This window comes from Pseudomonas coronafaciens pv. oryzae str. 1_6 (assembly GCF_000156995.2).
Classification (GTDB): Bacteria; Pseudomonadota; Gammaproteobacteria; order Pseudomonadales; family Pseudomonadaceae; genus Aquipseudomonas; species Aquipseudomonas tremae.
Genome location: NZ_CP046035.1, coordinates 320818 through 333514 on the forward strand (window position 1 = coordinate 320818; position 12697 = coordinate 333514).

Sequence of the window (12697 nt, forward strand, 5' to 3'; positions counted from 1 at the left end):
TGACGAATGGGATATGGGATTCTTAGACTGTAGGCGTGTCGTCAGTTATTTCCTGAAAAAAGAGAAATAAATCGGTTTACGACTCACGCTTCGACCCAGCTTAACGGCTCTGGTTCGCGAACTGTTCAAATTGGCAAAACGCTTGCATTGATCGTTCCATCCCGATCGATGACGTGCAGCATGCTCATTCTTCGTTTCGGGTTTATGATGCCCCACGGCAGAATAATAGAAGCCTCTGAACTGGACTTATGGAGCACTTATGCAGACCTTGTACCCGCAGATCAAACCCTACGCCCGGCACGATCTGGCCGTGGAACAACCGCATGTGCTTTACGTCGATGAAAGTGGTTCGCCTGAAGGTTTGCCAGTGGTGTTCATCCACGGCGGTCCGGGTTCCGGTTGCGACGCGCACAGCCGCTGTTACTTCGACCCCAACCTGTACCGTATCGTCACGTTCGACCAGCGCGGCTGCGGTCGTTCCACGCCTCACGCCAGCCTGGAAAATAACACCACCTGGAAGCTGGTCGAAGACCTGGAGCGGATTCGCGAGCATCTGGGGATTGAAAAATGGGTGCTGTTCGGGGGGTCATGGGGTTCGACGCTTGCGCTGGCCTATGCTCAGACGCACCCTGATCGCGTGCATGCGCTGATCCTGCGTGGGGTGTTTCTGGCACGCAAGCAGGAAATCGACTGGTTCTATCAAGCTGGCGCGAGTCGCCTGTTCCCCGACTATTGGCAAGACTACGTTGCGCCTATCCCGATGGATGAACGCGACAACCTTCTGGCGGCCTTCTACAAGCGACTCACGGGCCCGGACCAGATTGCCCAGATGCATGCCGCCAAGGCTTGGTCTACGTGGGAAGGTCGCTGCGCCACATTGCGTCCCAACCCGCAGGTGGTCGATAGATTCGCCGAACCGCACCGTGCGCTGTCCATCGCACGCATCGAATGCCATTACTTCATGAACAACGCTTTCCTTGAAGAAAACCAGTTGATCCGCGACATGCCGAAGATTGCGCACCTGCCGGCAATCATCGTGCACGGTCGTTATGACGTGATCTGCCCGCTGGACAATGCATGGGAGCTGCATCAGAACTGGCAGGGCAGCGAGTTGCAGGTGATTCGCGAGGCGGGGCATTCGGCAGCCGAGCCTGGTATTGCCGATGCGCTGGTGCGGGCGGCTGCACAGGTTGCACAGAACCTTCTCGATCTGCCGCCCGAAGAAGCCTGACAGTGTTGTTGTCTTTTGTTTCCAGTACGGAAAGGTATTCATGAAAGGGTTGCTGCAGCGCGTGCGAAGTGCGCGTGTCGAGGTGGCGACAGAGGTCGTCGGAGCTATTGATCACGGCATATTGGTGCTGGTCGGAATAGAACCTCAAGACACGCGTGCCAGTGCCGATAAGTTGCTGCACAAGCTGCTCAATTATCGTGTGTTCGGCGATGCCGAGGGCAAGATGAACCTGTCGTTGCGGGAAGTGAGTGGCGGCCTGTTGCTGGTTTCGCAATTTACGTTGGCGGCCGACACCAAAAGCGGGTTGCGCGCAGGGTTCTCGAAAGCGGCTGCTCCAGCGCTGGGGGCCGAGTTGTTCGACTATCTATTGAGTCAGGCCAGAATCGCGCATCCCGTTGTTGCTGCGGGCCAATTTGGTGCGGACATGCAAGTGCATCTGATAAACGATGGGCCCGTGACGTTTTTGTTTGATACGTGAACGTTGATTGCTTTTGATTTTTCCGAATTTATCTGTCGCAAGGCGGATAAATTTCTTTGTCATACCTGATGCGTTGTAACGCGCGCTGCTGGATAATCGCGCGTTACGGGGATCGGCACTGTTGGTCCATTTGTATGACAAAAGCGGTTCTGACGTCCGGTTGGGGAATCATTAAGCCCATTCGGAGTCGGAACAATGCTCGCCAACCCGGCATTCGATAGCTGGCCGTTGGTTTCTTCATCTGTTTTCGGCGAGGGTTGCTCGTGATTGTTAGTCCCTGTGATGCTCCAAAAACACCTGTCAAGCGGTTGCGCAATGCGCTTCTGGCTGGCTCGGCCCTTGTGTGTCTGTTCAGTGCAGGCCAGCTGTGGGCGTTCAGTCTTGATGATGTAGCGGCAAGGGCCAAAGAAATGGCCGGGCAGAAGTTCGAGGCTCCGCGGAGCAATCTGCCGAACGAACTGCGCGACATGAAGTTCGCCGATTATCAGAAGATCCGCTTCCGTGATGACAAGGCCGAATGGGCGGGCGAAAAAACGCCGTTCAAAATCTCGTTCTATCACCAGGGCATGCACTTCGATACGCCGGTCAAGATCAACGAAGTTACCGCGACCAGCGTCGACGAAATCAAGTACGACCCGAGTCGTTTTGACTTCGGCGACCTGAAGATCGACCCGAAATCCACCGAGAAGCTGGGTTACGCCGGTTTCCGTGTCCTGTATCCGATCAACAAGGATGATAAGCAGGACGAAATCATGACCATGCTGGGCGCGAGCTATTTCCGCGTGATCGGCAAAGGCCAGGTGTACGGTCTGTCCGCCCGCGGCATGGCCATCGACACTGCATTGCCGTCCGGCGAAGAGTTCCCGCGCTTCAAGGAATTCTGGATCGAGAAGCCAGGCCCGGATGACAACCATCTGGTGATCTTCGCGCTGCTTGATTCGCCACGTGCCACTGGTGCTTACCAGCTGACCCTGCGTCCTGGCACCAACACCCTGGTCGACGTCAAATCGCGCATGTTCCTGCGTGACAAGGTCACCAAGCTGGGTGTGGCTCCATTGACCAGCATGTTCCTGTTCGGTGCCAACCAGCCGTCGCGTGTGCCTAACTTCCGTCGCGAGCTGCACGACTCCAGCGGTCTGTCGATTCAGGCTGCCAATGGTCAATGGCTGTGGCGTCCGCTGAACAACCCTAAACACCTGTCCATCAGCAGCTTCTCGGTCGAGAACCCGCGCGGTTTCGGCTTGCTGCAACGCGGCCGTGACTTCAGTCAGTACGAAGACCTCGATGATCGTTACGACAAGCGCCCAAGCGCCTGGATCGAGCCGAAGGGTGACTGGGGCAAAGGGACTGTCGATCTGGTCGAGATCCCAACTGCCGACGAAACCAACGACAACATCGTAGCGTTCTGGAAGCCTGATACTTTGGCTGCTCCGGGCGAACAGATGAGCTTCGATTACCGTCTGCACTGGACCATGCAGGAAAACTCGATTCACTCCCCTGATCTGGGCTGGGTCAAGCAGACTCAACGCTCCATCGGTGACGTGCGTCAGTCCAACCTGGTTCGTCAGCCGGATGGCAGCCTTGCATTCCTGGTCGATTTCGTTGGCCCGGTACTGGCCGCCTTGCCTGAGGACAAGACCATCCGTAGCCAGGTGACCACCGACGACAACGTCGAACTGGTCGAAAACAACCTGCGTTACAACCCGGTCACCAAAGGCTACCGCCTGACCCTTCGTGTGAAGGTCAAGGATTCCGGCAAGCCGACCGAGATGAGCGCTTACCTGTTGCGTGAAATTCCTGCCGAACCGGGCAAGGAACCTGCGCTGCTCGTGGCTGACAAGGCCGAAGAGAAGAAAGCCGCCGCCAAGGAAGCAGCCAAACCGGCCGCCTTCAAAGAGTCCGCGACCGATCAGGTAGAGATTGCCAAGGCTGATGCGCCGAAGTCTGACGCCAAGCCCGAAGCTGCCAAGCCTGAAACCGGTAAAGCCGAAGCTTCCAAAGCCAGCGCCAAGGCCGACACTGCGAAAGCCGACGCCGCCAAGGCCGACGCTGCCAAGGCAGATGACGCCAAGGATAAAGACGCTAAAGAGAATAAGCAGCCTGAAACCGAGGCAGCGCCCACCCATCCGGAACCGGCCAAGACGCTGCAAGTCATGACCGAGACCTGGAACTATCAGTTGCCGAGCGATGAGTAATTCTCAACTGGTGCCTGTGTCTCTGAACGAGTACCTGGCACATCTACCGATGAGCGACGAGCAGCGGGCAGAACTTGCCAGCTGCAAGACCTTCGCCGAGTTGCATGAACGCCTGTCGGCGCAGCCGCTCAACGATCCCTCCGAGGCCGCCCAGGCTTCGGTAGGGCGTCGCCTCACGCTGTCTGCCGATGATCTGGAAGATGCCGAGATGCTCGGCGTCGATGCCAGCGGGCGTCTGTGCCTCAAGGCGACACCGCCTATTCGCCGGACCAAGGTTGTGCCCGAGCCGTGGCGTACCAACATTCTGGTGCGTGGCTGGCGTCGCCTGACCGGCAAGACCAACCCGCCCAAGCCGGATCATGATGATCTGCCACGGGATTTGCCGAAGTCGCGCTGGCGTACTGTCGGTTCGATCCGCCGCTATATTCTGCTGATCCTGATGCTGGGTCAGACGATCGTGGCGGGCTGGTACATGAAGGGCATTCTGCCTTATCAGGGCTGGTCGCTGGTTTCGCTGGACGAAATCACTCGTCAGACCTTCGTGCAGACAGCCTTGCAGGTCATGCCTTATGCACTGCAGACCAGCATTCTGTTGCTGTTCGGGATTCTGTTCTGCTGGGTGTCGGCCGGTTTCTGGACCGCACTGATGGGCTTTCTGGAATTGCTCACTGGTCGCGACAAGTACCGTATTTCGGGCGCCAGCGCCGGTAACGAGCCGATCGAAGCCGGTGCGCGCACAGCGCTGGTCATGCCGATTTGCAACGAAGACGTACCGCGGGTTTTCGCCGGTCTGCGTGCGACATTCGAATCGGTGGCGGCCACGGGCAACCTGGACCGCTTCGACTTCTTCGTACTCAGCGACACCAACGAGACCGACATTGCCGTTGCCGAGCAACAGGCCTGGCTGGACGTGTGCCGCGAAACCAAAGGTTTCGGCAGCATCTTCTATCGCCGCCGTCGTCGTCGCGTAAAACGCAAAAGCGGCAACCTGGACGACTTCTGCCGTCGCTGGGGCGGTGAGTACCGTTACATGGTCGTGCTTGATGCCGACAGCGTGATGAGCGGTGAATGCCTGACCAGTCTGGTGCGCTTGATGGAAGCAACTCCAGACGCCGGTATCATCCAGACCGCGCCACGTGCCTCGGGCATGGACACGCTGTATGCGCGCATGCAGCAGTTCGCTACTCGCGTCTACGGTCCGCTGTTTACCGCTGGCCTGCACTTCTGGCAGTTGGGTGAATCCCACTACTGGGGTCACAACGCGATCATCCGCATGAAGCCGTTCATCGAGCATTGCGCCTTGGCGCCGTTGCCGGGCAAGGGTGCGTTCGCCGGTGCGATTCTGTCCCACGACTTCGTCGAAGCTGCGCTGATGCGCCGCGCCGGCTGGGGTGTGTGGATTGCTTACGATCTGCCGGGCAGCTATGAAGAACTGCCGCCCAACCTGCTCGACGAACTCAAGCGTGACCGTCGCTGGTGCCACGGCAACCTGATGAACTTCAGGCTGTTTCTGGTCAAAGGCATGCACCCGGTTCACCGTGCGGTGTTCCTGACTGGCGTGATGTCTTACCTGTCGGCGCCGCTGTGGTTCTTCTTCCTCGTGCTGTCCACCGCGTTGCTTGCCGTGAACACGCTGATGGAGCCGACCTACTTCCTTGAGCCACGTCAGTTGTACCCGTTGTGGCCACAGTGGCACCCGGAAAAAGCCGTCGCGCTGTTTTCGACCACCATCGTTTTGCTGTTCCTGCCTAAACTGCTCAGTGTCATTCTGATCTGGGCAAAGGGCGCGAAAGGCTTTGGTGGCAAGTTCAAGGTCACGGTTTCGATGCTGCTGGAAATGCTGTTCTCGGTGCTTCTGGCGCCAGTGCGCATGCTGTTCCACACCCGCTTCGTACTGGCTGCTTTCCTGGGCTGGGCCGCGACCTGGAACTCGCCGCAACGCGACGATGACTCGACACCGTGGATCGAAGCGGTCAAGCGTCATGGTCCGCAAACGTTGCTGGGTGCTTGTTGGGCGCTGCTGGTGTTCTGGTTGAACCCAAGCTTCCTGTGGTGGCTGGCGCCGATCGTGGTGTCGTTGATGCTGTCGATTCCTGTGTCGGTGATTTCCAGCCGTACAGGTCTGGGGCTGAAAGCGCGTGACGAGAAATTCTTCCTGATTCCCGAAGAGTTCGAGCCGCCGCAAGAACTGATCTCTACCGATCATTACACCCATGAGAACCGCTGGCACGCCCTGAAGCAAGGCTTCATCCGCGCCGTGGTCGATCCTCGCCAAAACGCTCTGGCGTGCGCCTTGGCGACATCGCGTCACCGTCAGGCACAGCCGATCGAAGTGGTGCGTATGGAGCGCGTTGATCACGCACTCAAGGTAGGGCCGGCGAAACTCAGCAATCAGGAACGTCTGATGCTCCTGAGTGACCCGGTTGCCTTAGGCCGCTTGCACGAGCGCGTCTGGAGCGAAGGTCACGAAGAGTGGCTGGCGGCGTGGAGAGCTTCCATAGAAGCTGACCCACATGCGCCGTTGCTGCCTTTGCAGCCACTGGGCAAGGCGTCCGAGCCAGTTATGGCTTAACGTCCACTCAGCGGTAAAAAAGCCCCCGAAGCCTCGCTTCGGGGGCTTTTTTTATCCCGACAGCGCTCGTTTCACAAGGCACTGACGTGGCCACAGCAGTGGCGTTCAGCTCACTCTGAATTTCCCCACCAACCCTTGCAGATGGGTGCCCAGCCTGGCCAGTTCGACGCTGGAGGCTGCTGTTTCTTCGCTGGCGGCAGCGGTTTGCTCCGAGATGTCGCGGACGCTGATCACGTTACGATTAATCTGTTCGGCCACCACACTTTGTTCTTCGCTGGCCGTGGCGATCTGTTCATTCATGAGCTGGATAGAGGCAACGGTGCATGTGATCTCCTCCAGTGCACTGCCCGCGCGGCGGCTCAGCTCGACGGTGTTGTCAGTCAAAGTGCGGCTATTGTCGAGTGTGGTTGCAACCTGCTGGGTGCCGGTTTGCAGGGCGGCGATCAGCTCCTCGATTTCTTCGGTGGACTTCTGTGTGCGTTGTGCCAGGCCGCGCACTTCATCAGCGACCACGGCAAACCCGCGCCCGGCTTCCCCTGCACGAGCGGCTTCGATGGCGGCGTTCAGTGCCAGCAGGTTGGTTTGCTGCGATACGGATTTGATCACGTCAAGAACACCTACGATCTTGCCGCTTTCTTGCTTGAGCTGGATCATTGACTGAGTAGAGTTTGCCACTTCGCGAGCCAGTTGCTCGATCTGCGCAATGGCCTTGCCGACGACCTCATCGCCGCTGCGCGCCTGTTTATCCGCCTGCACTGCAGCCTGCGATGCATTTTGCGCATTGCGCGCCACTTCCTGCACAGTGGCCGCCATCTGGTTCATGGCAGTGGCCACTTGATCGGTCTCATCTTTTTGGCTGTTGACCCCGGCGCATGTCTGTTCTGTAACGGCCGAAAGCTGTTCGGCTGCGCTGGCGATTTGCGATACACCATCGCTGATTCCGCCGATCAACCCGCGCAGGCTGACAGTCATGGCCTGCATGCTGCGCTGCAGCTGACCCATTTCATCATGGCGTGTGACCGACATATCCTGACTCAGATCGCCCTGAGCGATTCGTGCTGCCACCACCAGGGTCTGCTGCAAGGGAACGGTGATCTGCCGGGTCATGATCCAGGCGGCTGTCAATCCAATCAGTAGCGCCAGAGCCGCAATGCTGGTGAGGGTAGTCCTGGCGTTTGCCGCCTCGCTGTCACGTTGCGCAGTTTGCAGGCGGGTCAGTGTCGCTACCGATTCCAGCAGTTTCTCCCCGAGGACTTCCATGGACTGCTGATCAGCCTCGGCTTTGGTCTGTATCTGTTTGAAGTTGTTCAGGCTGTCCCGGTAGTCCTTCAGCGCTTTCGAGGCAGGTGTCAGACCTTGAAGCTGGTCTTTACGCTGGTCCCTGGCTATCTCCTCGACTTCCTTTAGCGCTTCGTCGATGGCGTTGATGGCGGCGGCCTCATCGGCATCGTTGGTAGTGAATGTGTAGGTCTGCACCTGATAACGCGCAACCTGAATCTGCTGCCTCAGCTGCGATATGTTGGTGAATTCCTCCATTCGCTCGCTGCTTTCCTGCTCCTGGCTTACGCCCTTGAGCACTTCAGCTTCGACCTGCGCAACGGCCTGCGAGGCTTGCTCTGATTTCTGATCCAGGTGCTGGCGTATTTGCTCTCGGGTTTGTCGATTGATACGTACGTCGGCGAATGATTTCTCCAGTTCGCTCACCGTCTGAAGCTGCTCGTTGAGCAGGGTCATTGTTGCCGGCTCGGTGCTCTGCCGGTGCAGCGATGTCAGATGGGTCTTCATTTCATCGATTTTTCTTGTCACCTGAGCGGTCGTCTCCGGCGTTTTCTGTACACGGTCGATGATCCGCTCGGCGCGCAAATCCTTGGTGAGGCTGGTGAGCTGGGCAACATCGGAAAGCGACTCGGATCGGTCAATCATCGTGTACAGGCCATACCACCCGGTAAACGTGATGATCAGCGTCAGTAGCAGCACCAGGCCGAAACCCAGTGACAACTTGAACCTGACGTTCATGTTGCCGAGTGCTTGATTGATCAGTCGGAACATTGGAATCTCCTGCAAATGAGCTAACAAAAGCAGGTCCCGAGCGAGTCAGGACGTGCGTTGTGAGCGCATCGGCATGGCGATCCATTGTGTGACCTGAGAAGGTCGTAGGAGATTTCCGAGCAGAAGGCAGCGGTGACGGGCGTCACGTTTAGCCGATGGGAAAGACCCGCGCCATTGCGCAGCGCGGGTCTGGCAGTTGATTATCAGACGGTGAAGCGGCTGACCAGCAACTGAAGATGGTTGCCCAGTCTTGCCAGCTCGACGCTGGAAGCTGCTGTTTCTTCACTGGCGGCCGAAGTCTGCTCAGAGACATCGCGCACATTGATGATGCTGCGATTGATCTCTTCAGCCGTGGCGCTTTGCTGTTCGGCTGCGGCCGCGATCTGCTGGTTCATGGCCTGAATCGCCGAAACGGTTCTGGTGATGTTCTCCAGCGATCCGCCGGCCCGGCGGGTCAGTTCCACGCTGCTGGCGCTCAACTCGCGGCTGCTGTCCATGACCGTCGCGGCTTGCTGCGTGCCGCTTTGCAGGCGAGCGATCAGTGCTTCGATTTCTTCGGTGGATTTCTGGGTTCGTTGCGCCAGACTGCGTACTTCGTCGGCGACCACGGCAAAACCGCGGCCAGCCTCTCCGGCGCGGGCGGCCTCGATGGCGGCGTTCAGGGCCAACAGGTTGGTTTGCTCGGCGACCGATTTGATCACGTCCAGCACGCTGCCGATCTGGCTGCTTTCCTGTTTCAGGGCGCCCATCGCTTCGCTGGAGTTAGCCACGGCTACTGCAAGACGTTCGATCTGCGCAATCGCCTCGTTGACCACACGTTCGCCGTCGCGGGCTTGCTGGTCGGCGGCAACGGCTGCTTCCGAGGCCTCTTCGGCATTTCGTGCAACTTCCTGCACTGTGGCGGTCATTTCGTGCATGGCCGTGGCCACCTGATCGGTTTCGACCTTCTGGCTGTTGACCCCGGCGCTGGTCTGCTCGGTCACCGCCGACAGTTCTTCTGCGGCACTGGCAATTTGCGTCACGCCATCGCGAATACCGCCCACCAGCTCGCGCAGGCTGACGGTCATGCGCTGAATGGTGCTTTGCAGCCTGCCCAGTTCATCCTTGCGATCGACCCGCAGGTTGCGGCTCAAGTCACCCGCGGCGACACGCTCCACGACCTCGAGGGTCTCCTGGAGTGGCGTAGTGATCTGGCGGGTGATGACCCAGGCAGCCAGTATGCTCAGCACCAATGCCAGAACGGTGGCAACCACGATCATCATCACTGACTTTTCGCTGTCGATATTGCGGCTTTTGTTTTGCCTGGCGATCAGGTCGTTGCTTACGGCCAGCATTTCTGTGCCCTGCGCGGTCATCTTGTCCAGCGCAGCTGTGCTCGCAGCCTGCGAGTCGCGATATTGCCCCACCGCTTCGCGATAGCCCTTGAGGCCCAGGACTGCCTGTTGCAGCAATGGCGTGTAGTCGGAAGAAATGTCACCGGCCAGGGTATTGATCCCGGTGATGGCTTCGTCAATCGCCTGATTGGCGTTCTTTTCAAAATCGGGACGGCCACTGTAGGTGTAGCCGCGAACCTGGAAGCGTGCCTGCTGAATCAGCTTGCTGACGCCAACGATACCGTTGAAGGAGAGAATGTCGTTCGCCTTGAGCAGTTCGGCTTCTACTTTGTCGGCCTGGGCCACCGCCTTGTCGGCATTGGCGCCCATTTGCGTGCGGCTGGTTTCACGGATGGCAATAGCGTCGGTCATGTCTTTGAAAGACTGGCGATAATCACGGGTCGTTTGAATCTGGCGATCCAGAAGCTGAATGTTTTCAGGGGAGCGCAGCAGGTTTCTGGCAGCTCCAAGGGCTGCGTCGAGTTGATCAAGGCTGGTTCTTACTGCCGCGGCGGCTTCTGCGTTAAACAAATCCTCGTAGCGCATGCGGTTGATGCGCAATTGAAGGGTCAGCTCGTTGACCTTGCCGATGGCAGTCACCCGGTCACCGCGATCTATCAAGGTCTGATTGCTGAACCAGCCAATTGCCGAGATCATTATGGTCATCAACAGAACGAGGCCGAAGCCACCTGCCAATTTAAGACTGACGCTCGCATTGGCGAGGCTTCCAGATAACCCACGGGACATGACTGCTCCTTTGTCTATTCGTTATAGTTCCACATGCATCGGCTGCGCTTCAGCTAACTGAAGCAGGGCGGGAACGCGATAGCGCCTAGAACAAACGGGCCAGAAGGGCGGTGACAGCGGTTTCGACGCGCAGGATGCGTTCTCCCAGTTGCACAGGCTGCAAGCCGGACTTCTGCAACAGGTCGATCTCGTAGGGTATCCATCCGCCCTCGGGGCCGATGGCCAGCGTCACGGGCTGTGTGACAGCGCGCGGGCAGGCAGGGAAGTCGCCGGGATGTCCGACCAGGCCCAGTGTATTGGCCGCCATTTGCGGCAGCCGGTCTTCGACAAAGGGCTTGAAGCGCTTCTCGATCACGATCTCGGGCAGTACACAATCGCGCGCCTGCTCCAGCCCCAGAATCAGCTGCTCGCGGATGGCTTCGGGTTCCAGAAAAGGCGTTTGCCAAAAGCTCTTCTCGACCCGATAGCTGTTCATCAGGACGACTTTGGGTACACCCATGGTCGCAATGGTCTGGAACACTCTACGCAGCATCTTGGGGCGCGGCAGCGCCAGCAGTAGTGTCAGTGGGAGCTTTGCGGGAGGTGCGGCGTTCAGGACGACACGCAGTTCTGCTTCATGGGGTTCAAGGCGCAGCAATTCGGCACTGCCCAGCAGGCCGTCGATGCGACCGACACGCAGGCTATCGCCAACCTCGGCCCGATGCACCTCCTGCATGTGCTTGAGTCGTCGGTCACGCAGGATGACCCGGTCGGCCGCAATGAAATCGGCCTCCTCAAGCAGCAGCAGGTTCACGGAGTGGTCGCGGGCGGCTGGTCTTGCTTGTCGGCGTCTTCGGCCTGATCGTCCGGATGTTCGCCGCGCTTCTTGATCATCGTGCTGCACAGCACGCCCAGTTCGAACAACAGCCACATCGGCACGGCCAACAGCGTTTGCGAGAAGATGTCTGGCGGGGTCAGGATCATGCCGACCACAAAGCAACCAATGACCACGTAAGGACGGATCTTCTTAAGGTATTTGACGTCGACGATGCCGATCCAGACCAGCAATACCACCGCCACCGGGATTTCAAAGGCCACGCCGAAAGCGAAGAACAGTGTCATCACGAAATCGAGATAGCTGGCAATGTCGGTCATCATCGACACGCCTTCGGGCGTCACGCTGGCGAAGAAGTGGAAGATGATCGGGAAGACCAGAAAGTACGCGAACGCCATGCCTGCGTAGAAAAGGATAATGCTCGAGACCAGCAGCGGAATGGCCACGCGCTTTTCATGCTTGTACAGGCCCGGCGCGATGAAACCCCAGATCTGGTGCAGGATAACCGGCATGGAAAGGAACAGCGCGACCATCATGGTCAGCTTGAACGGCGTGATGAACGGAGAGGCCACATCGGTGGCGATCATCGTTGCGCCTTCAGGCAGATAGACCCGCAACGGCGCCGAGACCAGGGTGTAGATCTTCTGCGTGAAGTAGAACAGACCGGCAAAAATCAGAAATACTGCCGCAACACAGCGCAACAGACGTGTACGCAGCTCGGTGAGGTGCGAGATCAGCGGCATCTGCTGATCGTTTTCCGGGATATCAGCGCTCATGGGGCTCGTGGTGGCAATGACGAATCGTGGGCGGGAGGCGTCGGAGGCGGTGCAGACGCATCGGCTGGCTTCGCGGTTTTATCGAGCGACAGCCCTGTTTCAGGCAGCGCTGGTTCTGCGGGACCAATGTGCTGAGGTGCGGGGGCTGCCGATTCTGTCTGCACCGGTGTCGATGCCGGGCTTACAGGGTCCGAAGTGGTCCCTGGTTGCTGATTATGGGAGAACATCTTGCGCGCTTCGTCTTCAAGCGAAACGATGTGCTCGTTGTGCAATTGCCGACGAATCTCGTCGGCACCGATTTCACGCTCAACTTCCTGTTTGATCGCATTGAAGCTGCGCTTCAACCGACCGATCCATAAGCCTGCGGTGCGTGCAGCACCCGGCAGGCGCTCGGGACCCAGTACTAGCAAGGCAACCAGGCCGACGAGCAGCAGTTCAGAGAAGCTGATACCGAACATGGGC

9 protein-coding genes and 2 pseudogenes are annotated in these 12697 nt (G+C 58.5%); 4 read left to right on the plus strand and 7 right to left on the minus strand.

The window, feature by feature from the left end; translation table 11 throughout:
- Nucleotides 1-259 precede the first annotated feature (259 nt).
- From pip to mdoH, 4 genes are all read left to right on the plus strand, one after another.
- Nucleotides 260-1231, plus strand: a complete 972-nt coding sequence (gene pip, locus POR16_RS01560) for a prolyl aminopeptidase (protein ID WP_005888161.1) — start codon at nucleotides 260-262, stop codon at nucleotides 1229-1231.
- 40 nt (nucleotides 1232-1271) lie between these two features.
- On the plus strand, nucleotides 1272-1709 hold the full coding sequence (gene dtd, locus POR16_RS01565; protein ID WP_005888163.1) for a D-aminoacyl-tRNA deacylase: 438 nt from the start codon (nucleotides 1272-1274) through the stop codon (nucleotides 1707-1709).
- A 263-nt stretch (nucleotides 1710-1972) separates the two neighbouring features.
- Nucleotides 1973-3904 (plus strand): glucan biosynthesis protein G, encoded by a 1932-nt coding sequence (locus POR16_RS01570; protein ID WP_042932027.1) that lies wholly within the window; start codon nucleotides 1973-1975, stop codon nucleotides 3902-3904.
- Nucleotides 3897-6476 (plus strand): glucans biosynthesis glucosyltransferase MdoH, encoded by a 2580-nt coding sequence (gene mdoH, locus POR16_RS01575; RefSeq protein ID WP_005888167.1) that lies wholly within the window; start codon nucleotides 3897-3899, stop codon nucleotides 6474-6476. Before POR16_RS01570 ends, mdoH begins: the two co-directional genes overlap by 8 nt.
- A 105-nt stretch (nucleotides 6477-6581) precedes the next feature.
- Here the strand turns inward: mdoH and POR16_RS26955 are convergent, their stop codons facing one another.
- The 7 genes and pseudogenes from POR16_RS26955 to tatB form a co-directional block, all read right to left on the minus strand.
- The gene (locus POR16_RS26955; protein ID WP_420220138.1) at nucleotides 6582-7457 is read right to left on the minus strand and encodes a methyl-accepting chemotaxis protein; all 876 of its coding nucleotides are present in this window, start codon (nucleotides 7455-7457) and stop codon (nucleotides 6582-6584) included.
- A pseudogene (locus tag POR16_RS26960) lies at nucleotides 7443-8525 on the minus strand (methyl-accepting chemotaxis protein); the annotation flags it as partial. The pseudogene POR16_RS26960 and the gene POR16_RS26955, both read right to left, overlap by 15 nt.
- A gap of 203 nt (nucleotides 8526-8728) precedes the next feature.
- Entirely contained in the window at nucleotides 8729-9592 is an 864-nt protein-coding gene (locus POR16_RS27240) for a methyl-accepting chemotaxis protein (protein ID WP_454203642.1), read from the minus strand.
- A pseudogene (locus POR16_RS27245) lies at nucleotides 9584-10645 on the minus strand (methyl-accepting chemotaxis protein); the annotation flags it as partial. The gene POR16_RS27240 and the pseudogene POR16_RS27245, both read right to left, overlap by 9 nt.
- 85 nt (nucleotides 10646-10730) lie before the next feature.
- Complete coding sequence (locus POR16_RS01590; RefSeq protein ID WP_024668724.1) at nucleotides 10731-11438, minus strand: 16S rRNA (uracil(1498)-N(3))-methyltransferase; 708 nt, start codon at nucleotides 11436-11438, stop codon at nucleotides 10731-10733.
- Entirely contained in the window at nucleotides 11435-12235 is an 801-nt protein-coding gene (gene tatC / locus POR16_RS01595; protein ID WP_005888175.1) for a twin-arginine translocase subunit TatC, read from the minus strand. The genes POR16_RS01590 and tatC overlap by 4 nt, the downstream gene beginning before the upstream one ends.
- The gene (gene tatB, locus POR16_RS01600; RefSeq protein WP_005888177.1) at nucleotides 12232-12693 is read right to left on the minus strand and encodes a Sec-independent protein translocase protein TatB; all 462 of its coding nucleotides are present in this window, start codon (nucleotides 12691-12693) and stop codon (nucleotides 12232-12234) included. Before tatB ends, tatC begins: the two co-directional genes overlap by 4 nt.
- Between the last annotated feature and the right edge of the window lie 4 nt (nucleotides 12694-12697).

Excerpts from the sequence above, each read along its gene's own strand:
- tatC (WP_005888175.1), bottom strand. The coding sequence starts at position 12,235 with ATGAGCGCTGATATCCCGGAAAACGATCAGCAGATGCCGCTGATCTCG.
- mdoH (WP_005888167.1), top strand. The coding sequence starts at position 3,897 with ATGAGTAATTCTCAACTGGTGCCTGTGTCTCTGAACGAGTACCTGGCA.
- tatB (WP_005888177.1), bottom strand. The coding sequence starts at position 12,693 with ATGTTCGGTATCAGCTTCTCTGAACTGCTGCTCGTCGGCCTGGTTGCC.
- dtd (WP_005888163.1), top strand. The coding sequence starts at position 1,272 with ATGAAAGGGTTGCTGCAGCGCGTGCGAAGTGCGCGTGTCGAGGTGGCG.
- POR16_RS27240 (WP_454203642.1), bottom strand. The coding sequence starts at position 9,592 with ATGACCGTCAGCCTGCGCGAGCTGGTGGGCGGTATTCGCGATGGCGTG.
- pip (WP_005888161.1), top strand. The coding sequence starts at position 260 with ATGCAGACCTTGTACCCGCAGATCAAACCCTACGCCCGGCACGATCTG.
- POR16_RS26955 (WP_420220138.1), bottom strand. The coding sequence starts at position 7,457 with ATGCAGGCCATGACTGTCAGCCTGCGCGGGTTGATCGGCGGAATCAGC.